This is a genomic window from Pseudomonas brassicacearum (assembly GCF_003732225.1).
GTDB classification, from domain to species: domain Bacteria; phylum Pseudomonadota; class Gammaproteobacteria; order Pseudomonadales; family Pseudomonadaceae; genus Aquipseudomonas; species Aquipseudomonas brassicacearum_E.
This window is the reverse complement of the sequence record NZ_MOBJ01000022.1, coordinates 48,485-70,455: the sequence shown is the minus strand read 5'-3', so window position 1 is coordinate 70,455 and position 21,971 is coordinate 48,485. Positions and strand designations below refer to the sequence as shown.

General features: G+C 58.5%; 20 protein-coding genes. 11 read left to right on the top strand and 9 right to left on the bottom strand.

All coding sequences use genetic code 11. The features are described from left to right. Positions 1-11: 11 nt before the first annotated feature. Both BK659_RS23980 and BK659_RS23975 read right to left on the bottom strand, forming a co-directional pair. Entirely contained in the window at positions 12-1,433 is a 1,422-nt protein-coding gene (locus tag BK659_RS23980; RefSeq protein WP_123427713.1) for a cytochrome ubiquinol oxidase subunit I, read from the bottom strand. 131 nt (positions 1,434-1,564) lie between these two features. Continuing rightward, on the bottom strand, positions 1,565-3,889 hold the full coding sequence (locus BK659_RS23975) for an FdhF/YdeP family oxidoreductase (RefSeq protein WP_123427711.1): 2,325 nt from the start codon (positions 3,887-3,889) through the stop codon (positions 1,565-1,567). 437 nt (positions 3,890-4,326) lie between these two features. Between BK659_RS23975 and moaA the strand changes: the two genes are divergently transcribed. After that, the gene (gene moaA / locus BK659_RS23970; RefSeq protein WP_123427709.1) at positions 4,327-5,325 is read left to right on the top strand and encodes a GTP 3',8-cyclase MoaA; all 999 of its coding nucleotides are present in this window, start codon (positions 4,327-4,329) and stop codon (positions 5,323-5,325) included. 44 nt (positions 5,326-5,369) lie between these two features. Then, positions 5,370-6,269 (top strand): bestrophin family protein, encoded by a 900-nt coding sequence (locus BK659_RS23965; RefSeq protein WP_123427707.1) that lies wholly within the window; start codon positions 5,370-5,372, stop codon positions 6,267-6,269. 386 nt (positions 6,270-6,655) lie between these two features. Here BK659_RS23965 and moaB read toward each other — a convergent pair whose 3' ends face one another. Next, the gene (gene moaB / locus BK659_RS23955; protein ID WP_123427705.1) at positions 6,656-7,195 is read right to left on the bottom strand and encodes a molybdenum cofactor biosynthesis protein B; all 540 of its coding nucleotides are present in this window, start codon (positions 7,193-7,195) and stop codon (positions 6,656-6,658) included. Positions 7,196-7,499: 304 nt separating this feature from the next. Here moaB and BK659_RS23950 point away from each other — a divergent pair, with 304 nt between their 5' ends. Further along, positions 7,500-8,390 (top strand): LysR family transcriptional regulator, encoded by an 891-nt coding sequence (locus tag BK659_RS23950; RefSeq protein WP_123427703.1) that lies wholly within the window; start codon positions 7,500-7,502, stop codon positions 8,388-8,390. A 74-nt stretch (positions 8,391-8,464) separates the two neighbouring features. Here BK659_RS23950 and BK659_RS23945 read toward each other — a convergent pair whose 3' ends face one another. Then, positions 8,465-9,352: a LysR substrate-binding domain-containing protein gene (locus BK659_RS23945; protein ID WP_123427701.1), complete on the bottom strand. Its 888-nt coding sequence runs from the start codon at positions 9,350-9,352 to the stop codon at positions 8,465-8,467. Positions 9,353-9,602: 250 nt separating this feature from the next. Between BK659_RS23945 and BK659_RS23940 the strand changes: the two genes are divergently transcribed. From BK659_RS23940 to BK659_RS23920, 5 genes are all read left to right on the top strand, one after another. Then, positions 9,603-10,721: an ABC transporter ATP-binding protein gene (locus BK659_RS23940; RefSeq protein WP_123427699.1), complete on the top strand. Its 1,119-nt coding sequence runs from the start codon at positions 9,603-9,605 to the stop codon at positions 10,719-10,721. Positions 10,722-10,736: 15 nt separating this feature from the next. Next, positions 10,737-11,657: an ABC transporter permease gene (locus BK659_RS23935; RefSeq protein ID WP_123427697.1), complete on the top strand. Its 921-nt coding sequence runs from the start codon at positions 10,737-10,739 to the stop codon at positions 11,655-11,657. Then, positions 11,657-12,463: an ABC transporter permease gene (locus tag BK659_RS23930; protein ID WP_123427695.1), complete on the top strand. Its 807-nt coding sequence runs from the start codon at positions 11,657-11,659 to the stop codon at positions 12,461-12,463. The genes BK659_RS23935 and BK659_RS23930 overlap by 1 nt, the downstream gene beginning before the upstream one ends. Positions 12,464-12,490: 27 nt before the next feature. After that, positions 12,491-13,537, top strand: a complete 1,047-nt coding sequence (locus BK659_RS23925) for an ABC transporter substrate-binding protein (protein WP_123427693.1) — start codon at positions 12,491-12,493, stop codon at positions 13,535-13,537. 61 nt (positions 13,538-13,598) lie between these two features. After that, positions 13,599-15,074, top strand: coding sequence for an amidase (locus tag BK659_RS23920; protein WP_123427691.1), 1,476 nt, complete (start codon positions 13,599-13,601; stop codon positions 15,072-15,074). Positions 15,075-15,108: 34 nt separating this feature from the next. On the opposite strand, the gene BK659_RS23915 is transcribed toward BK659_RS23920, so the two are convergent. Continuing rightward, on the bottom strand, positions 15,109-15,681 hold the full coding sequence (locus BK659_RS23915; RefSeq protein ID WP_123427689.1) for a YceI family protein: 573 nt from the start codon (positions 15,679-15,681) through the stop codon (positions 15,109-15,111). Between the two features lie 17 nt (positions 15,682-15,698). After that, positions 15,699-16,232 carry a cytochrome b gene (locus BK659_RS23910; protein ID WP_123427686.1) on the bottom strand — a complete coding sequence of 178 codons (534 nt, stop codon included), beginning with the start codon at positions 16,230-16,232 and terminating at the stop codon, positions 15,699-15,701. Positions 16,233-16,429: 197 nt separating this feature from the next. On the opposite strand from BK659_RS23910, the gene BK659_RS23905 reads away from it, so the two are divergent. Then, complete coding sequence (locus BK659_RS23905) at positions 16,430-17,368, top strand: class I SAM-dependent methyltransferase (RefSeq protein ID WP_123427684.1); 939 nt, start codon at positions 16,430-16,432, stop codon at positions 17,366-17,368. 7 nt (positions 17,369-17,375) lie between these two features. Here BK659_RS23905 and BK659_RS23900 read toward each other — a convergent pair whose 3' ends face one another. Both BK659_RS23900 and BK659_RS23895 read right to left on the bottom strand, forming a co-directional pair. Further along, complete coding sequence (locus BK659_RS23900; RefSeq protein ID WP_123427682.1) at positions 17,376-18,464, bottom strand: polyamine ABC transporter substrate-binding protein; 1,089 nt, start codon at positions 18,462-18,464, stop codon at positions 17,376-17,378. A 46-nt stretch (positions 18,465-18,510) separates the two neighbouring features. After that, entirely contained in the window at positions 18,511-19,815 is a 1,305-nt protein-coding gene (locus tag BK659_RS23895) for an NAD(P)/FAD-dependent oxidoreductase (RefSeq protein ID WP_123427680.1), read from the bottom strand. A 154-nt stretch (positions 19,816-19,969) separates the two neighbouring features. On the opposite strand from BK659_RS23895, the gene BK659_RS23890 reads away from it, so the two are divergent. Both BK659_RS23890 and BK659_RS23885 read left to right on the top strand, forming a co-directional pair. Then, positions 19,970-20,857 (top strand): LysR substrate-binding domain-containing protein, encoded by an 888-nt coding sequence (locus tag BK659_RS23890; protein ID WP_123427678.1) that lies wholly within the window; start codon positions 19,970-19,972, stop codon positions 20,855-20,857. A gap of 134 nt (positions 20,858-20,991) precedes the next feature. Continuing rightward, positions 20,992-21,282, top strand: coding sequence for a type II toxin-antitoxin system RelB/DinJ family antitoxin (locus BK659_RS23885; RefSeq protein WP_123427677.1), 291 nt, complete (start codon positions 20,992-20,994; stop codon positions 21,280-21,282). A gap of 8 nt (positions 21,283-21,290) precedes the next feature. Here BK659_RS23885 and BK659_RS23880 read toward each other — a convergent pair whose 3' ends face one another. Further along, positions 21,291-21,971 carry a GNAT family N-acetyltransferase gene (locus BK659_RS23880; protein WP_123427764.1) on the bottom strand — a complete coding sequence of 227 codons (681 nt, stop codon included), beginning with the start codon at positions 21,969-21,971 and terminating at the stop codon, positions 21,291-21,293.

The following is a 21,971-nucleotide window of genomic DNA, read 5'->3' as shown; positions in this document are numbered from 1 at the left end:
AATCCCCTTGCTCAGTTGACGTGATCGCCGGACGCGAACGTCTCGGCGACGGCGGACAGGGGGCGGCGTGGCGTACGCTCCTGACCGGGACCGCCCTGAGGCGGATGCTCGTGATGCGGCTGGGGACCTTTGCGTACCAGCTTCATCATGTAACCGATGCCCACCGCGAACACCGAAAAGTAGATCAACACAAACAACGCCAGCGAAATGCTCAGCTGCGTGACCGTGTGATTGGACGCCGCATCGGCGGTTCGCAGAAGGCCGTACACGACCCACGGCTGACGGCCGACCTCGGTGGTGATCCAGCCCGCCAGCATCGCGATCAGTCCGGTCGGGCCCATGAACAGCACCAGGCGCAGGAACAGCCGATTGCGGTACAGCGCGCCATTACGGCGTAAGGCAAGACCCAGCAAACCGGTGAGGATCATCAACATTCCAAGCCCGGCCATGATCCGGAAGCTGAAGAAAATGATGGTCGCGTTGGGACGGTCCTCTTTAGCGAAACTCTTGAGCGCCGGGATCTGTTTATCCAGGCTGTGAGTCAGGATGAGGCTGCCCAGGTAAGGGATTTCCAGCGCATAACGGGTCTTCTCGGCCGCCATGTCCGGGATACCGAACAGCGCCAGCGGCGTCGGCTCGTTACCGACGTTTTCCCAGTGTCCTTCCATGGCGGCAATTTTTGCCGGTTGATGTTCCAGGGTATTCAGACCATGGGCATCACCGACCACGGCCTGGATCGGCGCCACGATCAACGCCATCCACAACGCCATCGAGAGCATTTTGCGCACGTGAGGCGTGTCATTTTTACGCAGCAAATGCCAGGCCGCGGAAGCCCCGACAAAGAACGCCGTGGCCACAAACGCAGCGATGGCCATGTGCGCCAGTCGGAAAGGGAACGACGGGTTGAAGACGATGGCCAACCAGTCCATCGGCATGATCCGGCCATCCACGATCGAGAAACCCTGTGGCGTCTGCATCCAGCTGTTGGAGGCCAGAATCCAGAAGGTCGAGATCAACGTACCGATGGCGACCATTACCGTGGCAAAGAAGTGCAGCCCTCGCCCTACCCGGTTCCAACCGAACAACATCACCCCGAGGAAGCCGGCCTCGAGGAAAAACGCCGTCAGCACCTCATAGGTGAGCAATGGCCCGGTAATGCTCCCGGCGAAGTCAGAGAAGCGGCTCCAGTTGGTGCCGAACTCGTAAGCCATGACCAGCCCGGAAACCACTCCCATACCGAAGTTGACCGCAAAGATTTTCGACCAGAAGTGATACAGGTCCTTGTAAACCGGGTTGTTGCTTTTCAGCCAAAGACCTTCGAGGACCGCCAGGAAACTCGCAAGCCCGATGGTGATGGCGGGAAATATGATGTGAAACGAGACCGTAAACGCGAATTGAATTCGCGCCAGGTCGAGCGCCTCCAGATTTAACATGACGATACCCTCATAGTGGCTCGATGCGCGCGCATACAAAGCCCGGCCGCCGTGAGCCTCACGGCTCGCGGCGAACAGATTTCCAATGATCTGGTGAGGCTGGGGCGGCCATCACGCCACCCCGGCCAGACTCAAGCGCCGAAGGACTGGATCAGGTTGCTGGCCTGTGCCTGTTCAAGGCGAATCGCGATGAACTTCGAGGTCGGCGTGAACGTCCGGTCGCCGTAGCTTTCCAGCGGCACCAGCGGGTTGGTTTCCGGGTAATAGGCGGCGGCCTGACCGGGCGGAATGTCGTAGGCGATCAAGGTAAAACCGCTCACTCGACGCTCACGACCATCGCCCCACAGCGAGATCATGTCGACCTTTTGCCCCGGCTCGTAACCCAGTTTGCGAATGTCCTGCTCGTTGACGAACACCACATCGCGCATGCCGTAGACGCCGCGATAACGATCATCCAGTCCGTACAAGGTGGTGTTGTACTGATCGTGGGAGCGCATGGTTTGCAGGATCAGATCCGGCTTCACGTCGAGGTTGCGCACGCCTTCGCTGACCAGGTGTTCCGGCAATTCGCTGGGGGCAAACTGCGCCTTGCCAGTAGCCGTATTCCAGATGCGTTTGGCGGCATCGTTACCCAGGTGAAAGCCACCGGGGTGCAGCAGTTTTTTATTGAAATCCTCGAAGCCGGGAATGGTGTCGGCAATCAGGTCACGGATGCGACTGTAATCGGCGACCGCCCAGAGCCAGTCAATGGGGTGTTTGCCCAAGGTTGCGTTGGCAATCCCGGCAATGATCGCCGGCTCTGAACGCATCAACGCAGACTTGGGTTTCAGCTGGCCGTGGGAAATGTGCACCATGCTGAAGGTGTCTTCCACCGTCACGCCTTGCGGACCTTCCTCTTGAATGTCGATATCGGTGCGCCCCAGACACGGCAAAATCAACGCCTCACGGCCGGTGACCAAATGGCTGCGATTGAGCTTGGTGGCGATGTGTACCGTGAGGTCGCAGTTGCGCAGTGCGTCATGAGTGCGCGGGCTGTCGGGGGTTGCCTGGGCAAAGTTGCCGCCCAGGCCGATGAAGACTTTCGAGCGCCCCTCTTCCATCGCCGCAATCGCCATCACCGTGTTATGACCGTGTCGGCGCGGAGCCTTGAAGGCAAAGCGTGCTTCCAGCGCGTCCATAAACTCAGGCGGTGCCAGTTCATTGATGCCCATGGTGCGGTCGCCTTGCACGTTACTATGCCCGCGCACCGGCGACAGCCCTGCACCTGGGCGACCGATATTGCCACGCAACAACTGCACGTTGATGATCTCCTGCACAGTCACCACCGAGTGAGTGTGCTGGGTCACCCCCATCGCCCAACACATGATGACCCGCGTGGCTCTGCGGTACATGCGCGCCGCCAGTTCGATGTCCGCCAGGGTCAGGCCGGACTGTTCGACGATGTGCTCCCAGGTCGTGGCGTCGACTTCGGCAAGGTAGGTTTCCAGGCCCGAGGTGTGCTCGGCGATGAACGCACGGTCGAACACCGCCTCGCTGTTGTTCGCGAGCGCCTCACGCTCCCACTGCAACAGAAACTTGGCGATGCCGCGCATCGCCGCCATGTCACCGCCCAATGCCGGACGAAAGTACGCCGACGAGGTCGGTTCGGAGCCGTTGGTGAGCATTTCCAGCGGATGTTGCGGATGCTGGAAACGTTCCAGACCCCGCTCTTTCAGTGGATTGAAACAGATCACCTGCGCGCCACGTTTCACCGCTTCGCGCAGTGGCTCAAGCATCCGCGGGTGATTGGTGCCCGGGTTCTGGCCGATGACAAAAATCGCGTCGGCTTCCTCCAGGTCATCGAACGTCACCGTGCCTTTACCCACGCCGACGCTGTCATCCATGCCCAGGCCGCTCGCCTCATGGCACATGTTCGAACAGTCAGGGAAGTTGTTGGTGCCGTAGGCGCGAACGAATAGCTGATAGAGGTAAGCCGCTTCGTTGCTGGCCCGGCCGGACGTGTAGAACTCGGCCTGATCAGGCGACGTCAGCCCTTTCAGGTGTTTGGCGATCAAGGCAAAAGCATCGTCCCAGCTGGTTTCGACGTAACGATCAGCGGAGGCGTCATAGCGCATGGGGTGCGTCAGGCGCCCTTGGTATTCAAGCCAATAGTCACTTTGCGCCGCCAGCGACGACACCGTGTATTTGTTGAAAAACGCAGGGTTGACCAGACGGCCGGTGGCTTCCCAGTTGACCGCTTTGGCGCCGTTCTCGCAGAACTTGACCATGCCACTTTCCGGCGACTCGCCCCACGCACAGCCCGGGCAGTCGAAGCCGCCGTTCTGGTTGGTCTTGAGCATGGCCCGAATGTTCTTGAACGCGTTTTCGCTGCCCAACCAGTTTTTGGTAACAGCAATCAGCGCGCCCCAGCCAGCGGCCGCCCCCTTATACGGTTTATAACGTTCAACTTCGCTCATGATACTTCTCCACGACGTGCACGTAGGCGTCAACCCAATGTCAGGTCATTGTTAATGGCTGTTTTTATGCGCCTGTAAAAAGGCGCCTTAATTTAGCGGCGGGTTATTCGCACTTAATCACTTCACGGGCCCAATTCAGGGATACGAACCCAGACTATTCCGCGCATTACATGCCTGTCTAATTGCAAATAATGACCAGATCATCGAAAGGCTCTATCAAGAAAATAATCACTAAAAATCAATCAATTACAAATTCAAGACAACATTAATCCGAGCCACTTTCCGCTCAATAGATTCCATCGATCAATCGGTTGTTAATAGTGATTAGACCGCCACTTTAAATGACCTTAGTCTTGGCTCAACAAGGCCCTATATAGCAGTGGCTTTGCAAAACCAGCGCCATGGCTGATGTACCTGGACCGCTGATGGAGGTTGAGATGTCAGATCGAATGTTGATGGATAATTTTTCTCGGCGGGTCGACTATCTCAGAATGTCTGTGACCGACCGGTGCGATTTCCGCTGTGTCTATTGCATGGCCGAGGACATGAAGTTCTTGCCGCGACAGCTCGTATTAACGCTGGAAGAGATCTATCAATTAGCTGAAAGCTTTGTGGCGCTGGGCACTCGAAAAATCCGCCTGACCGGTGGCGAACCGTTGATTCGCCCCGGCGTTGTAGAACTCTGTAAACGCATTGCAGCGTTGCCGGGACTCCGTGAGCTGTGCATGACCACCAACGGTTCACAGCTGGGCAAGCTCGCGGCACCGTTATTCGATGCGGGGCTCAAGCGCCTTAATATCAGCCTCGACAGCCTGGACGCCGATCGTTTCCGCGAACTGACTCGCACAGGTGATCTGGCTGCAGTCATCGCCGGCATTGACGCAGCGAATGCGGCGGGCTTTCAACACACCAAACTCAACTGCGTCGTCATGAAAGGCCGCAACGATCACGAGATAAACGATCTCGTTGGTTTTGCGATCGATCGTGGACTGGACATTTCCTTCATTGAAGAGATGCCACTGGGTGTGATCAGCGAGCACAGCCGTGCCGGGGCGTTCTTTTCAAGCGCGCAGGTGCGCGAGCGGATTGCTGAACGCTACACCCTCATCGACTCCGCGGAATCGACCCAAGGACCTTCGCGCTATTGGCGCCTGGCCCAGGCGCCGCATATCCGCCTGGGGTTCATCTCGCCCCACAGCCACAATTTTTGCGCTACCTGCAATCGTGTTCGGTTGACCGTCGAAGGCCGACTCCTGTTGTGTCTGGGCAATGAGCATTCCGTCGACCTGAAGGAAGTGCTTCGCCGCTATCCAGGAGAGCCGGAGCGCCTGGAGAAGGCAATCATCGAGGCGATGAAAATCAAGCCGTACCGGCACAACTTTGAACTCAATGATGACGTGCAAATTGTCCGTTTCATGAACATGACCGGCGGATAGCCTGCCTCGTTTTCAGATCATTACTTTCTAGAAGGCTGTTTCCCATGATCGTTAGAGCCAAACCTAATCTGATCAATGTGCTGATTTCACTCAAAGGCTCGATTGCCAAGCGTATCGCGCTGCGAAGCCTTCTGGTGACACTCCTGGCCTCTGCTATTGTCCTGGTCGAAACACTCCATCCCGCGTACTTCTCAAAGGTCAATGCCACGCCCTTCACGCTGTTGGGGTTATCACTTTCAATCTTCATGAATTTTCGTAACAACGCCTGCTACGACCGTTGGTATGAAGCGCGCAAGGCGCTCGGTGCGATGGTGATGGATGTGCGCTCGATGATCCGGGAAACCCAGGTCATCAAGGACAAACAGCAACGCAGCAAGGTATTGCTCGACCTCTGCGGGTTTGCCCATGCGCTTAACGCCAAGCTTCGCAAAGAAGACGAACTCAGTACGGCGAGTACCTGGCTTAGCAAATTGCCCTCTGCCAACACACCCAACATTCCTGAAAGGATCCTGCGTCAAGTCGGCCAACAGTGTTCAACGCTCGCCGAATCCGGTGAGATCAACGAATGGCGTTACACGCTGATGGCCAATCACTTGACCAATCTGACAACCACGCAGACGACCTGCGAGCGAATCAAAAGCACACCTCTGCCGTTCCCCTACACACTCCTGCTACACAGGACCATCTACATATTTTGCATCTTGCTGCCCTTCGCGATGGCCGAGCCACTGGGCTGGCTAACGCCTGTGTTCACCGCGATTGTGAGTTATACGTTTTTTGGCCTGGATGCCATTGGCGACGAATTGGAAGACCCCTTTGGTCGCGATGAAAACGACCTTCCAACCAATGCCATCGTGCGCACCATCGAGCGTGAAGTGCTTGACGCCCTGGGTGCGACAGAACTCCCTCCGCTACTTCAGCCCGTGGACTTCGTGCTGGACTGATTCATTAATGGAGGATACGCATGAACGAATTCAAACAGCCCGACTCCGGGACGCTGACTCATTAAGAAGGCCCCGTGCGGGTAATGCCCGTAAGTTAAGGATGGACGCTTCCCTGTGGCGAGGGAGCTTGCTCCCGCTGGGGCGCGAAGCGGCCCCTCTCTTCACAAAAGAAGGGGACTGCTGCGCAGTCCAGCGGGAGCAAGCTCCCTCGCCACAGGTTCAGTATTGCGCTTAACTTACCGGCATTACCCCGTGCGAGGCCTTCGTCATTTCAGCCGGCTAACAACTTGGTGGCCCCCCCCGGTTCCCACATTGCAAGTGTCGGGCCTCGGCCATGGCCAATAGACTGGCGATGGCTTCCTCCACAGACATCAGCTGTGACTGACTCATCCCCGCGACCCGCAGGCTTGCACGGGCTTGAGGTGCGGCACGAAATTGCACGGTCTGTGGCGTGCATCCAACTGCTCGGCAAGAATGCCTTCCCATGCGGTTCGACAGGCACCTGTCGAACCTGGCAGGCAACACACCAGCGTACCGTTGGCCAATCCGGCCAAGGCCCGGCTCTGAACCGTGGAGGTGCCGATGTCGAGGATGGAAATCGCCCGAAACAGCTCGCCAAAGCCGTCAATCTGCTTATCCAGCAAACAGCTCACAGCCTCAGGTGTGCTGTCGCGCCCGGTGAATCCAGTGCCTCCGGTAATCAGCACCACCTGAATATTTTCATCGGCAATCCAGCAGGCTACCTGGGCGCGGATTTTGTACAGGTCATCCTTGAGCAAGTTTCGCTCACTCAGCGTGTGTCCAGCTTCCAGTAATCGACTGACCAGCAATTGCCCGGAGGTATCGTTGGCATAGTCACGGGTATCACTGACGGTCAACACAGCCATATTCAACGGTACAAATAACGCATCCGACTTAACGCTCATGTCATTCTCCGGCAGGCAATAATGAAAACAATTGCCAGAGGCTAATTCGCTAAAACAGTCACTGTCTAATCGTTCTGGCCAACCGGTTTATCGAGCGCCTCTATCGAAAACTTTCTCACCCACCATGATGACTTATGCAGATTGAATTCGGTCGTGATAGAGCTGACCAATCGCTCGTTCAATACGTGTGATTGGACTGACAAGACAGACAGTGAGATCGTTTGCTCACCGCACTTTCGGTGTTTTTAATCATTAGACTTACCTGCTTTACTGACATCACTTTCATCCCTCAGCAGGTGCCATTGTGGACATCAAGCAACTCAAATTCCTGATCGCCCTGGAACAGACTCGACACTTCGGGCAGGCGGCTGCGCGCTGCCACATTACTCAGCCGACGCTGTCCATGCGCTTGCGCAATCTTGAGGATGAACTGGGTCTGGAGCTGGTCACCCGAGGCCAGCGCTTCGAAGGTTTCACCCAGGCCGGTGAACGCGTGCTGGCATGGGCGAGAACACTGCTCGCCGCGCATGACGGGCTGTTCGCCGAAGCCGCCGCGTGTCGCGGTCAGTTAGTCGGCAATTTGCGTCTGGGCCTGGTGCCTCTCAGCGGTTTTAATCCGATCAGCTACGTGCAGGGGCTTTCCCATACGTTCCCGGAGCTGAAATTCAGTCTGTCATCGATGAGTTCAGACCGAATCATCGAAGGGATCGGTAACAACCAACTGGATCTGGGCATCTGCTATCTCGATCACGTGAATCCCAATTATCTGGATTTTTTCGAAATAGGAGAGACCCGCGTCGGCTTGCTGTACGACACGCGCCACTTCCATTTCGAAGGAACGGAAATGAGCTGGGAAGATGCCGCCGAGCTGCCATTGGGGATGATCAGCAACGGCATGCACTATCGAAAATCCATTGACCTGAGTTTTCGCAGCCGCGGGCTGGCCCCACAGCCGATACTCGAAACCGATTCGACTTATCAGTTGTTCCAGGCCATTCACGAAGGTTTTTGCTGCTCGGTCATGCCGCTGAACAGTGGCCTGGAAAACCCGATCGATAACCTGGCCTTTATCAACCTTCCAGATGCAAGTGTTCTCGCGCCCCTGGGTCTGGTGATGCGCAAAACCGAACCTCGCTCGGCCATCGCCGAGAAATGTTTTGCTGAAGCTCAAAAGCTGTTTGCTGCAAAGGGCTGATTCGAGGGTTTGGCACGCCGGGTCAGCTTGTCAGCGCCCACTGCATTGACCGTGCAGTGGGCGATCAAGCACCTTCAATCGCTGAACTCGCGTCCCAACTCGGTCGTCAGCCACTGGATGAACCACTGCGCATCCGCCGACAGTTCAGCCGACGGTGTCAGCACCCGGTAGCTTTCCAGCTTTACCTGATCCTCAAGCACCCGCACCAGGGTGCCGGCCTTGAGTTCCTCGCGCACCAACACTTCATTCGCCAGCGCGATGCCTTGCCCGCTTTCAGCCACCGACAATGCGTGGTCGTTGTTGACGTACAACACGTCCGAGGTGAGGTGAACATCCAGGCCGTTAGCGGCGAACCAGGTGTTCCACCACTCGCCGTCGAAGTGAATCAGGTTGTGTTTCAACAAATCGGCGAGTTGGGTGATCGGTTCGATACTGGCCAGGTAGCCCGGCGTACAGATCGGAAACACCTGCGGACAGAACAGTGTGGCCCGAGAGTGGGCGTACTCCCCATCCAGGCCATAGACGATCCCCAGGTCAGCGGTCTTGCCGTCGACATCGGTGAACGTCGAGTTGGGTTCGATGGCGAACTTCAATCCAGGACGAAGACGCCGCGCGGCTTCCAGCCGCGGTGTCAGCCAGCGCTTGGCGAAACCCGGCACGACCATGATTCGCAGCCAGCGTTCGGAGGTTTTGGGTTGCAATTCCCTCCCCGCCTCGATGATCAGCTGTAACGCTGAAGCGATCTTGTGGTGGTACTTCTCGCCGGCACTGGTCAGCGTGACGCCACGCGAGGTGCGCTCAAACAGCTGGGTCCCCAGCCACTCCTCCAGCAGTTTCACATGTCGGCCAATGGCTGGCTGAGTCACGTGCAGCGCCTTCGAAGCTTCGACGTAACTGCCCAAGCGGGCGGCTGCATCAAAGGCACGTACCGCGTTCAACGGCGGCAAACGGTGGTCAGGCATGGCTTGGGACGCCTTCTGCTATTAAATTATTTAACAGCTGCTATGTTAAAATTGAAGTTTCGCCCCCGCAACCCCTCACTGATAATCGGCTCACAACAGAACAACAGAAAAAACCCAAAGAGCCCGATACAGCGGCTCGCTGCACACCTGAACAGATCTCGATCCTGCCCAAAAAAATAATATCCATGGCCTGACGGCACGGCTGTCTACAGCATCCCGGCACAGGCGATGGGGGAATCGGAGGTAACGCATGAATGCCCTGCATTCGCTGCAAACGCTGGCTGTGTCAATTCGCGCTGTACGCAAAGTCTACGGTGATCCACAGAGAGGTCCGGTGGCGCTGAAAAGCATCGATCTGGATATCCGCGACAATGAGTTCTTCACCCTCCTCGGCCCTTCGGGCTGCGGTAAAACCACGCTCCTGCGGATGATCGCCGGGTTCGAATTTCCGACCCAGGGCGAGATCCTGCTCTACGGTGAAAACATCGCCGACCGTCCGCCCTACCAGCGCCCGGTCAATACGGTGTTCCAGCATTACGCACTGTTTCCGCACATGACCATTGCCGAGAACCTCGCATTCGGCCTTGAGTCCCATCCGATGGGCAAGGTCTTGAGCAAGGTGCAGATCGCCGAACGAGTGCGCGAGATGCTGGCCCTGGTGCAGATGGAGCGCTTCGCCACACGGCGCCCGACGCAGTTGTCCGGCGGCCAGCAACAGCGAGTCGCCCTGGCTCGAGCCCTGGCGCCGCATCCCAAAGTGCTGCTGCTCGACGAGCCACTCTCGGCACTGGACCTCAAACTGCGCCAGGCCATGCGTGAAGAGTTGAAGGCGATTCAGGCGAAGACCGGCATCACCTTTATCTTCGTCACCCACGATCAGGAAGAAGCCCTGACCATGTCCGACCGCATTGCCGTGCTGTCCGAAGGCGAGGTGCAGCAGGTCGGTCGGCCGGAGGATATCTACGAGCGTCCGCGCAATCGCTTTGTCGCGGATTTCATCGGCGAGACCAACTTCATCGAAGGCACGGTCACCCACGTGGAAGCAGGCCTGGCCTGGTTCGCCGGGCCTGCCGGTCACCCGCTCCCCGCGCAACCCTGCAGCGACGTGGCGGTGGGCGCAACAGTGGCGCTCTCGGTGCGTCCCGAGCGCCTGCATCTGTTGCCCGCCGACACAGCCAGTGCCTTGCCGTGCCGGATCGATACGCAAATCTACCTCGGCACCGACCTGCAATATCAGGTCAGCCTGAGCGACGGTTCGCGCCTTACGGTGCGCACGCCCAACAGCGTCGACCAAAGTCTGCGCTTCGCTGTCGGCAGCCAGGCCGGCCTGTTGTTCGACCGTGGTAGCGCCAGTGTCCTGCTGGATTGAGCACGAGGGTTTGTCATGCACGCTTTACCGATATCCAACACCCTGGCGCGGCGAAAAGCCTTCGGCAGCTTTCTCGGGGTCACTCCGGCACTGCTCGCCATCGGCCTGTTTCTGATCGTGCCGATCCTGATCGTCATCGGCTATTCGCTGATGGAGGCCAACCCTTATGGCGGGGTGAACAAAGTCTTCAGTAGCGACGCCTACACCTCATTGCTGTTCGAGCGGCAACTGGATGACAGTCTGGCCTTTGCCGACTCCTATCTGATCATTGCCCTGCGCTCGATTGGTATTGCCGGGCTGACCACCGTGATCACTTTGTTGATCGGCTTTCCGGTCGCCGTCTGGTTGGCCATGCAACCGGCTCACCGCCGTGGGTTGCTGATTTTCCTGATCACCGTGCCGTTCTGGGCCAACCTGCTGATTCGCACCTACGCCTGGATTCTGCTGCTGCGCAACACCGGGGTGATCAATAACAGCCTGATGGGGCTCGGCCTTATCGATCAGCCGTTGCAACTGCTCTATACCGACGGCGCGGTGCTGCTGGGCCTGGTTTACACCTACGCGCCGTTCGTGGTGCTGCCGATCTACGCGACCCTGGAAAAGATGGACATCCGCCTGCTGGAAGCGGCGCAAGACCTCTACGCCGGGCGCTGGCGAACGCTGGTCAAAGTCGTGCTGCCGATCGCCAGGCCGGGGATCTTCGCCGGTGCCATCCTCACGTTCGTGCCATGCCTGGGGGCAATGATCGCTCCGGAGCTACTTGGTGGCGGGACCAAAATGATGCTCGGCAACCTGATCTTCCGGCAGTTCAGCGATGCGCGGAACTGGCCGTTCGGGGCCGCCCTGTCGCTGGTGCTGATGGCGGCGGTGATGCTGGTGTTGACCGTGTATGCCCTGCGCGCCGAGCGCCAGCGCATCGCCAAGGGAGGTGAGTAATGCTGCGTCTATTCAAGCGAACCGGTCTCAGCGTTCAGGACTTTCCGGGCTTCGGCGGTTTCAGTTTTCTGTTCTACCTGTACCTCTACGCGCCGATCGTGGTGCTGGTGGTGTTCTCCTTCAACGCCAACCAATCGGCCACGGTCTGGACCGGTTTGAGCCTCGACTGGTACCGCGCCGCGTTTGCCAATCAGGCCTTGCGCCAGGCGGCCAGCAACAGCCTGTTGATCGCCGTCTGCGCGAGCATGATCGCCACCGCGATTGCCACCCTCGCAGCACTCGGCACCTCGCGCGGCGCGAAGTTCAAAGGCATGCAACTGTCGATGGGCGCAATCATGCTGCCGTTGGTGTTACCGGAGATCGTGGTCGGCGTCGCCACCCTGGCGCTGTTTTCAACCGTCGGCCTGTCGCTGGGGTACGGCAACCTGATCATCGCCCATACCGTGTTCTGTATCCCCTTCGCCTACCTGCCGATCCGCGCGCGGCTCAACGACATGGACCTGTCGCTGGAGCAAGCCGCGGCCGATCTGTACGCCGGCCCCTGGCGGACCTTTCACAAGGTCACGCTGCCGCTGCTGATGCCGGGAATCGTCTCCGGGTTGATGCTGGCCTTCATCGTCTCGCTGGACAACTTCGTGATTTCGATGATGGTCGCCCAGGCCGGCACCACCACCTTGCCGATCTTCATCTTCGGTCTGTTACGGATGGGCGTGACACCCGACGTCAATGCCGTTTCAACGCTGATCCTCGGCGTCTCGGTGTTGTTCGTCAGCCTCTCTTATCTGCTGGGCAAAAAGAAAACCTGAACCTTCCAAACACCGTGGGGAAATAGCATGAGCAAGTTGATTGCAAGCATCGGCACCTCGTTGTTACTGACATTGCCACTGACCATGGCCGGCAGCGTTCAGGCCGCAGAAAAACTCAACGTGGTGAGCTGGAGTGGCTACTTCTCGCCAGAGATTCTCGCCAAGTTCCAGAAGCAGACCGGCATTGAAGTCACGGTGGACTCCTACGATTCCAACGAAACCCTGCTGGCCAAGCTCAAACAGGGTGGCGCCGGCTATGACGTGGCGATTCCTTCGCACCAGTTTGTGCCGATCCTGATCAAGGAACAGCTGCTGGAGCGCTTCGACCCGGTCAAGGAACCCTATTACGCCAATGTCGTCGACAACCTGAAAAAGCCTACCTGGGACCCGGAAGGTGCGTATTCGGTGCCCTTCATCTGGGGTACCACCAGCGTGGTGTTGAACACCGAACGCTACAAAGGCCCGACCGATAGCTACAAGGTGCTGTATGAGCCGCCAGCCGAGCTGCAAGGGCGGATCAACATGTTCGACTCGGTCAGCGACGTCGTGGACATGGCCAGCCTGTACCTGAATGTCCCGCTGTGCAGCGAAGATCCGAAACAGATGCAACAAGTGATGACCCTGCTCAAGGCGCAGAAACCGTTCGTCAAAACCTACAGCTCCAAGGCCGGCTCGATCCGCGAGAACCTGGCCTCGGGTGAAATCGACATGTCGACCTTCTGGGGCGGTTCGTCGATGCGGGCGCGGGAGATGAAACCGAGCCTGAAATACCTCTACCCGAAAGAAGGCGTGCTGGCCTGGGTCGACAACATGGTCATCCCCAAGGGCAGCAAGAATCCGGCGAATGCCAAGGCTTTCATCGCCTTCCTCAGCCAGCCTGAAAACGCCGCAATGACCCAGAACTTCCTCAAGCACCAGAGTCCGATCAAGGGCGTGGAACCGTTCCTCGACGCCAGTCTCAAGGATGCGCCGGAACTGCACATCCCGGCGGGCACCCAGGTGGTCTTCAGCAAGACCTGCGGCGAAGGCGCGATCCGCCTGGCCGACCGCTTGTGGACCAACCTGATGCGTTGATCCTTACCGCCCCGCTCGTGCGGCGGGGCGTTTCTCCAGTCGTCTACAAGGCAGCGTCGCAATGACTTCTACTACCATCAGCGAACTGGTCCTGTTGCAGGCCCATGAACTCGCCGAATGCATTCGCCTGCGTCAGGTTTCCTGCCGGGAAGTGATGCAGGCTTACCTGAGCCACATCGAACGCTTCAACCCGCTGGTCAATGCACTGATCAGCCTGCAAGCGCCGGAAGACCTTCTGGCCCAGGCCGACAAGCGTGATGCCGAACTGGCAAGCGGCCTGTACCGTGGCTGGATGCACGGTCTGCCTCACGCGATCAAGGATCTGTCGCTGACCCGTGGCATTCGCACGACCTTCGGCTCACCGCTGTACCAGGATTTTGTGCCCGACCGCGACAGCATCATGTGCGAGCGGATCAAGGCTGCCGGGGCAATCATTATCGGCAAGACCAACACCCCGGAATTCGGCCTCGGTTCGCAAACCTACAATCCGTTGTTCGGTGCCACCGGTTGTGCCTACGACCCGAGCAAAACCGCCGGCGGCAGCAGTGGCGGTGCCGCCTCGGCGCTGGCCATGCACTTGGTGCCGGTGGCTGACGGTAGCGACATGATGGGCTCGCTGCGCAATCCGGCGGCGTTCAACAATGTCTTCGGTTTTCGCCCGTCCCAAGGCCGGGTGCCCTTCGACGACAGCGCCGACCTGTTCATCGACCAGCTCGGCTACGAAGGCCCGATGGGCCGCAGCGTCCGCGATGCCGCGTTGCTGTTGTCGGTCCAGGCCGGCGCCGATGCCCGGGCGCCATTGTCCATCGCCGAGTCTGGTGCCGCCTTCGCCGCCCCGCTTGCGCGCGATTTCAGCGGTACGCGTCTGGGCTGGCTCGGTGATTTCAACGGTTATCTGCCGATGGAAAAAGGCATTCTCGAACTGTGTCAAAAAGCCTTCACCGACTTCGAAGCCGTGGGCTGCAGCATCGAGCCGGCCGCTATCGACTTCGCCCCTGAACAGCTCTGGGACAGCTGGCGCACGTTGCGGCACTGGATGGTCGCCGGCTCCCTCGGCGGCGCCTACGCCAACCCGAGTCAGCGCGCACTGCTAAAAGAGGAAGCGTGCTGGGAAGTGGAAAACGGGCTCAAGCTCTCTGCCAGCGACGTGTTCGCCGCCTCGGTGGCCCGCAGTCACTGGTACCGCGCCATCAGTAAACTGTTCGAACGCTTCGACTACCTGCTCCTGCCAACCGCCCAGGTCTTCCCGTTCGACAAAAACCTCCCATGGCCAACCCGCATCGAAGGCGTGAACATGGACACCTATCACCGCTGGATGGAAGTGGTGATTCCCGGCACCCTCTCTGGTTGCCCGGTGGCGAACGTGCAAGCGGGGTTCAACCGGAACGGCCTGCCGATGGGGCTACAAATCATCGGCAGGCACCAGGCTGACTTCGCGGTGCTGCAAATGGCCCATGCCTACGAACAGGCGAGCCGTTGGTTCGAACGCTGCCCGTCACCACTATTAGGATTAGGGTCTGTTGACGCTTGGCGATGACCGCGACGGTGGCCCATTGGGTTGCGCGCCAACGTCATTGCTCGGGGGCAACCACTCGAAACTTGATGTTGATCTCGTTGGAGATAACCCCGTAATCGGCCCATTCGCCCTCACCGATCTTGAAGTCGCCGCGCTTGAGAATGAACTCGCCATCGAAGACGCCGATGGCGCTCTGCGGTTTCAAGGTGATTTGTGCACCGACCTCGCGGGTAATGCCCTTAAGCGTGAGCTTGCCCTTGACCTCGTAGCGGTTGTTACCGAGCGCCGTCACGCTGCTCGATACAAACTTCGCTTGCGGATAAGTTGCCGTGTTGAACCAGGCAGGCTTTTGCAACTCGCTGTTGGCGTCACTGTTACCGGCGTCGATGCTGGCGAGCTGGATGGTCAGCCCGGCGTGGGCAGCCGAGGGGTTCGTCGAATCAAAATCGATGGTGGCCTCGAACTTGCCGAACGTGCCGTATACCCTCGCTCCCATCTGGTTATAAGTGAAGCTGATCTGGCTGGCGCTCGCGTTCACTTTCTTGTATTCGACAGCGTCGGCGCAGGTCAGCGTGCCGAGTGCAAGGACGGCAGCCAATGCGGTAGCGCGCGGGAATCGATAGTTCATAAGGTTATCCGGTCAGGCTAGTGCTTTGACGGCAGTATGCGCGTCAGCACGTCGTCGCGATCGATGAAGTGGTGCTTGAGCGCCGCGCCCGTATGGACGATCACCAGCGTCAGCAAGATGAAGTTAAGCACCTCGTGCAGATCCTTGAGACGGTCGCCCAGCGCAGCGTCCTTGGGCAGCAAATCCGGCAGCGGCAAGACACCAAACCATGACGTCTGAAAGCCCAGTGCCGAACTCATCAGCCAGCCGCTGAGCGGAATAGCAAGCATCAGTGCGTACATCAACCCATGCGAGACATGAGACGCGAATCGCGACAGGGCCGATACCGTCGACGGCAAGGGCGGTGCGGGATGCGCCAGGCGCCAGCCGAGTCGCAGCAGCACCAGGAAAAACAGGGTCACCCCGGCCCACTTGTGCCATGAGTACAGCTTCAGCTTGGTCGGCGAAAGCGCAAGTTCTGGCATGTAGAAACCCAGTGCAAAGGTACCGATCAGCCCAAGCGCCACCAGCCAATGCAGGTAAATCGCCGTGCGGGTGTAACGATCGTTCATGGGCGCTCCGTGTCGACCTGCGACGTGACCGGGTGAAAACCTCGCTGCCTGACAGCCGGTACATTGTTGATCTGGACCTGAGCTTGTGCAAATGCTTTGACGGCGGCGCGGGCGATCAAGCGCCCTTTGCAGCGCAAAACCCGAACCGTTGCAATTGTGGTTAAAATGCCGCCCCTTCAAATTGCCGGCCCTGCCCGATGAACCCTGACGCACTCGCTACCCTCCGCCACCATTTACTGACGGCTCTGGCAGCTGTACCCGACGAAACCCGTCGCCTGTTCCATGGTCGGGGCCGATGCTGGCCGGGGCTGGAACAACTGACCGTCGACTGGTTGCAGGGCGTGGTGCTGGTCTCGCTGTTCAAGGAGCCGGACCCGGTGCAACTGGAGGCATTGAAGCGGCTGCTGATGGAGATCACGCAATCGCCTGAGTGGGAGAAATCCGCCGCGCATACGTTACTGCTACAACACCGCTATCTGCCGCAAAGCACCACCGAATGGCTGCTGGGGGAAACGATCGAGGAATTGACGATTACCGAGGGTGGCCTGCGTTATCGCGTGGACCTGGGCCAGAAACAGAACAGCGGCCTGTTTCTCGACATGCGCTACGGCCGCAATTGGGTGCGGGACAATGCTCACGGCAAACGTGTCTTGAACCTGTTCGCCTACACCTGCGGATTCTCGGTGGCCGCCATCGAGGGTGGCGCAGAGCATGTGGTCAACCTCGACATGTCCCGCGCGGCCCTGAGCCGTGGTCGCGACAATCATCGGCTGAACGGACACGACCTGAGCAAGGTGAGCTTTCTCGGCCATGACCTGTTCAAGTCCTGGGGCAAGGTGATCAATGGCGGACCCTACGATCTGGTGATCATCGACCCGCCTTCGTTTCAGAAAGGCAGCTTTCTGCTGACCAAGGACTACCAGCGCGTGTTACGCCGCCTGCCGGAACTGCTCAGCAGCGATGGCGTGGTACTGGCCTGCATGAACGATCCGGCCTTTGGCTCGGACTTCCTGATCGACGGCGTCACCCGCGAAGCCCCGAGCCTGCGCTTCGAACAACGCCTGGAAAACCCACCGGAATTTCCCGATGTCGACGCAGAAAGCGGCTTGAAGGCGCTGGTGTTCAAGGCTGATTAAACTCGACTCAGAGCCCGCTGATGACTTTTGTCCATAAGCGGGTGACCTGGCGCATGACCTTGGGTTGCATGGCCTTCAAGGGGAACAAGGTACTCATGGTTTCCGCTGACGGATAGATCGCCGGATCGTTGCGCAAGCCGGGCTCAATCAATGGCGTTGCGGCACTGTTGCCGTTCGGATAGTGAATCGCATTGCTGATGTCGGCGATGACGTTGGGCTCCATCAGGTAATTCATGTAGGCATAGCCGTTATCCTGATTCGGCGCGTTCTTCGGCATGACCACCATGTCGACGGCCAGGGTCGAGCCTTCCTTCGGAATCGTGTACCCCAGCTCGATGCCGTTCTTCGCCTCATGCGCGGTGGAGGTCGCCTGCGCGATGTCGCCACTGAAACCGATAGCCACGCAAATGTTGCCGTTGGCCAGGTCACTGACGTACTTGGACTGATGGAAATACTGAATGTACGGTTTGATTTTCAGCAGCGCTGATTCAGCTTTCAGGTAATCCGCCGGGTCCTCGCTGTCGTGCTTCAAACCCAGGTAGTTGAGGGTGATCGGCAACATCTGCGTCGAGTTATCGAGGAACGCTACGCCGCATTGGCTGAGCTTCTCGATGTTTTTCGGATCGAACAGCAGGCTCCAGCTTTTGGTGACATCGGTGTTGCCGAAGATCGCCTTGATTTTCTCGACGTTGTAGCCGATCCCGACCGTGACCCACATGTAGGGAAACGCATATTGGTTGCCGGGGTCGTTGACCTCCAGGGTTTTCATCAATTGCGGATCGAGGTTCTTCCAGTTCGGTAACTTGCTCTTGTCCAGTTTCTGCAGTGCGCCCGCCTTGATCAGTTGAGCCAGAAAGTGGTTCGAGGGGCTGACCACGTCATAACCGCTGCTACCGGTGATCAACTTGGCCTCCAGCATCTCGTTGCTGTCGATCAAGTCGTAGGTCGTTTTGATCCCTGTCTGTTTGGTGAAGTTGCTCAAGGTATCGTTGGCGATGTAGCTGCTCCAGTTGGAGATACGCACGGTATCTGCCGCAGCCGCCATTGCGCTTGAAGCCGCGCAGAGTGCAAGGACGAAGTTTTTCAGCGTGTTCATTATTGTTATTCCTGGTGATAAAACGACGTTAACAAAGCCTTACGGGTCAGGATTCCGATTGAGCGCGACAGGCCTCGTACCGCAGGCGCACCGAGGCACCGATATCGAAAAAGGGGGTTGGCGGCAACCAGCCCGGATCGGCCTGACTGAGCACGCTGCTGAGCAATGGCGATTCACTGCCGCAGGCCATCTCCGCCAGCAGACGCCCCCACAATGTGCCGCGTGCGACGCCAGAACCGTTGCAGCCGGCCACGGTGTAAATGCCCCGCTCGACTCTGGCAAAGCGCGGCTCACCAGAGCGTGTTGCGCTCAGATGCCCGGTCCAGGTGAACTGAAGATGCTGTTCAGTCATCCATGGAAATCGACGTTGCAAGCCACGCAAATGGGTCAGCCTGCGAGTACTGAGCGCTGATCCGGCAAGGTCGCGATAGCGGTACTCCACGGTGTTGCGAATCAGCAGCCGGCGATCGGCGGTCAGTCGCAACGTCGCGCCGGCCGGTCGGGTCGACAGCACGCCCCACTGCGCCGGGCGACCCATTTGAGCGTACTCGTCGTCAGTCAGCGGGCGACTCAGCGACGCGCTGAGCTCAAGGGGGAACACTGCCCGGTCAGTCAGACCGACACGAGGCAAAAACGGACCGACGCAAATCAGTACCTGCGGGGCTTCAACACTGCCCTGGGCCGATGAGGCGCGGACATTGCCATTGGCCAAACGCTCCAGCCCGGTGATGTCGGTGTACTCGTACGCAGAGACATTATCGGCCAAGGTGTCACGCAAGCCCTTGGCATATTTCGCCGGCTGCAGCAGGGCGTTACCCCCGCGACACCATATCCCCGCACGATAAAAATCCGTTCCCAGGCAGCGACTCAAGTCTTGCCCCTGTAGAAACTGCGCATCGGCCCCTACTTCACGCAAGGTCTGCACTTTCAGCGCCGCGTCTTCGAGCTTGTCCGGATCGTGTACCGCGAAGAAATAACCCTGATCATGCAGGTCACACTCAATACCCAGGCGGCTCACACGCTGGCGCACTTCTTCGTTGGCCGCGCGACTGATCTGCGTACTGTGCTGGTAATAGGCATTGTCCGGCCGACCGAGCAGTTCGTCACCGGCAGGATTTTCATGGGCGACCACGAACCCGGAGTTTCTCGCCGACGCGCCTTGTGCGACACGTTGACGATCGACCATGACGATCCGCGCTTGAGGATGCAGTGCAGCCAGGGTGTGCGCGGCCGACAGCCCGGTGAATCCGCCACCAATGATCAGCCAGTCGGCTTTCTGCGAACCCTGCAAGCAGGGTTGTACCGCAGACTCTCCCGCCTGGACGATCCAGCCACAGCTATTTTCAGTCATCTACCCACCTCACACCGCACAGATCTGTTGAAGGCTGCCGTCATGAACAATTAGCATGGTTAAATGCGTTCAATCCGGCTGTCATGACCAGAATCTAGGGTGATCTCGATGCGCAATCCAACGCTATTAATGCATTCATCCATTCAGTTTTCGCATGGATAAAATCTTTCGCGTGCCCTCATTGCAGGCCCTTCAAGCGTTTGCCGAAGTGGCCGAGTCCTGCAACTTCACCACAGCCGCGGCAAAGCTGTGCCTGACCCAGAGCGCGGTCAGTCGAAAGATTCAGCAACTGGAGAGTCACTACGGCGTACCGCTGCTGATTCGCAGCAGTCGAAGCGTCACGCTGACCTCCGAAGGCAAGGAAGTCCTGGAAACCGCGCTCCGGATGCTCGACGAATTACAGGCCCTGGAAAAACGCCTGGCGCCCAGGGACACGCCCTTTCGCATCCGCATTCACGTGTCGCTCGCCGTGCGCTGGTTGCTGCCTCGGCTGACCGACTTCTATGCACGCAACCCCGATCTGTCGCTGTCGATAGAAACAGTGGCGACCGAACGGGTCGACCCCTCGGGCGATTGCGACGCCTGCATCCTCTACTTGCTGCAACCGCCAGCCGATCAGGCGTACCACGTGCTGTTCGAAGAGTTCCTGGTCCCGGTCTGCGCGCCTGTGTCAGTCAATGGAAAACCACCACCGGCCTCAGTCAACGAGCTCAACAAGTACCCGCTGATCCATGGTTCAACGGGTCAACAGGAGTGGGCAGCCTGGTTGAAAGCCTATGACGGGGGGCTGTCCAAAGACTGCAAACACATCACCTTCAACCTGGACGAACTGGCACTCGATGCCGCCGCGCGCGGCCTGGGCATCGCCATGACCGACCGCACGCTCGCGCAAGAATTGATCAACCGCGGCGACCTGATCATCCCATTCGGCCCCGCCTTGAAAACCTCGGGCGCCTATACCTTGTGGCTACAACCCACCAGCGCCCTGCACCCGGCCCGACAAGCCGTATTGGAATGGTTTGCTCAGCAGTCGGTGTCCTGACGGAGCGCAGCGCCATCAGCAACTTCCTGCATTGGGCTCGGACGGTTCTCAAACGCAAAGCGGACCCGGCTGATATTCATCGTGTGCTTAAACGAGTGAAATGCTGGGTAAGAACCCCTAATGAGGTCGCTTCCATGGGTACATTGCTGAAAACCACCGACGTGCGTTGCCGCATTGATGAGGATCTGAAGAGACGTGCCACTGAAGTCTTGAACGCCCGCGGGCTGAGCATCAGTGATGCCATGCGTATTTTTCTCCGTCAGGTCGTTGCGACTCAGGGGCTTCCGTTTGAGGTACGCGTCCTTTCGGAAAAAACTGCCCGCGCCATAATGGAAGCACGAGGCATTCGCCAACAGTTCGACTCGATAGACGACATGCTGAGGGATACTGATGGCGAAACCGGAGAAAAAGCAAAAACGCGCTGAACTGCCGCCTACCCAAGACGCTCGTGCACAAAAGCCTTGGCTTTGGCCGTCATCTGATCCAGGTGCCGGTCACGCTGTTTTTCGGCATCGAGCATCGCCCGCTTTCCGTGTCTTTGCAGAAGATAGGTATGGATCTGCCGCACTTCTGTCGAGCTGTAGATCGGTGCGGTGTCCAGCACGCCCATCAAGCCGCCAGTGTTGTGGTCACGGGTATTCATCAGCACCTGCGGCCCCCGTGCGCCCAGCACCTGAAACCCCATCGACTCGAACCAGGCCACCTTGCCCACGGCGCACGTCAGTTCGGCATGCGGGTAGCGGCTGACCATCTCTTGCACCATCGCGCGGGCGACGCCCCGGCGTCGATGACTGGCTTGCACCGCCATATAGGCCACGCCGCACGCCTCGGGATCGTCCTTGACCGGCAGATACAGCAAAAAGCCGATGACCTTCGAAGGGTCCTCTTCGTCCATCGCGACGATCAATTCGACGGCAATCCCTTTCGACCCGTCGAGCGCTTGCAGATAGAGATGAACCTCGTAGCCAATCGCATATTGATACACGTTGAACAGCAGGTTGCTCGGCGCAATCGCCACCGTGCTGATATCGGTCAGATAGTCGACGACCATCTGCAGGATCTGGTCATTGATGTGCTCGGAGCACGGGGTTTCAAAGTGGGTAATGGTGAACAT

What these genes read in the sequence shown, in the direction of transcription:
- BK659_RS23915 (WP_123427689.1), bottom strand. Translation starts at nt 15,681, where the DNA reads ATGAACTATCGATTCCCGCGCGCTACCGCATTGGCTGCCGTCCTTGCA.
- BK659_RS23935 (WP_123427697.1), top strand. Translation starts at nt 10,737, where the DNA reads ATGCACGCTTTACCGATATCCAACACCCTGGCGCGGCGAAAAGCCTTC.
- BK659_RS23925 (WP_123427693.1), top strand. Translation starts at nt 12,491, where the DNA reads ATGAGCAAGTTGATTGCAAGCATCGGCACCTCGTTGTTACTGACATTG.
- moaA (WP_123427709.1), top strand. Translation starts at nt 4,327, where the DNA reads ATGTCAGATCGAATGTTGATGGATAATTTTTCTCGGCGGGTCGACTAT.
- BK659_RS23905 (WP_123427684.1), top strand. Translation starts at nt 16,430, where the DNA reads ATGAACCCTGACGCACTCGCTACCCTCCGCCACCATTTACTGACGGCT.
- BK659_RS23945 (WP_123427701.1), bottom strand. Translation starts at nt 9,352, where the DNA reads ATGCCTGACCACCGTTTGCCGCCGTTGAACGCGGTACGTGCCTTTGAT.
- BK659_RS23965 (WP_123427707.1), top strand. Translation starts at nt 5,370, where the DNA reads ATGATCGTTAGAGCCAAACCTAATCTGATCAATGTGCTGATTTCACTC.
- moaB (WP_123427705.1), bottom strand. Translation starts at nt 7,195, where the DNA reads ATGAGCGTTAAGTCGGATGCGTTATTTGTACCGTTGAATATGGCTGTG.
- BK659_RS23900 (WP_123427682.1), bottom strand. Translation starts at nt 18,464, where the DNA reads ATGAACACGCTGAAAAACTTCGTCCTTGCACTCTGCGCGGCTTCAAGC.
- BK659_RS23910 (WP_123427686.1), bottom strand. Translation starts at nt 16,232, where the DNA reads ATGAACGATCGTTACACCCGCACGGCGATTTACCTGCATTGGCTGGTG.
- BK659_RS23975 (WP_123427711.1), bottom strand. Translation starts at nt 3,889, where the DNA reads ATGAGCGAAGTTGAACGTTATAAACCGTATAAGGGGGCGGCCGCTGGC.
- BK659_RS23880 (WP_123427764.1), bottom strand. Translation starts at nt 21,971, where the DNA reads ATGTTCACCATTACCCACTTTGAAACCCCGTGCTCCGAGCACATCAAT.
- BK659_RS23930 (WP_123427695.1), top strand. Translation starts at nt 11,657, where the DNA reads ATGCTGCGTCTATTCAAGCGAACCGGTCTCAGCGTTCAGGACTTTCCG.
- BK659_RS23890 (WP_123427678.1), top strand. Translation starts at nt 19,970, where the DNA reads ATGGATAAAATCTTTCGCGTGCCCTCATTGCAGGCCCTTCAAGCGTTT.
- BK659_RS23940 (WP_123427699.1), top strand. Translation starts at nt 9,603, where the DNA reads ATGAATGCCCTGCATTCGCTGCAAACGCTGGCTGTGTCAATTCGCGCT.
- BK659_RS23980 (WP_123427713.1), bottom strand. Translation starts at nt 1,433, where the DNA reads ATGTTAAATCTGGAGGCGCTCGACCTGGCGCGAATTCAATTCGCGTTT.
- BK659_RS23885 (WP_123427677.1), top strand. Translation starts at nt 20,992, where the DNA reads ATGGGTACATTGCTGAAAACCACCGACGTGCGTTGCCGCATTGATGAG.
- BK659_RS23920 (WP_123427691.1), top strand. Translation starts at nt 13,599, where the DNA reads ATGACTTCTACTACCATCAGCGAACTGGTCCTGTTGCAGGCCCATGAA.
- BK659_RS23895 (WP_123427680.1), bottom strand. Translation starts at nt 19,815, where the DNA reads ATGACTGAAAATAGCTGTGGCTGGATCGTCCAGGCGGGAGAGTCTGCG.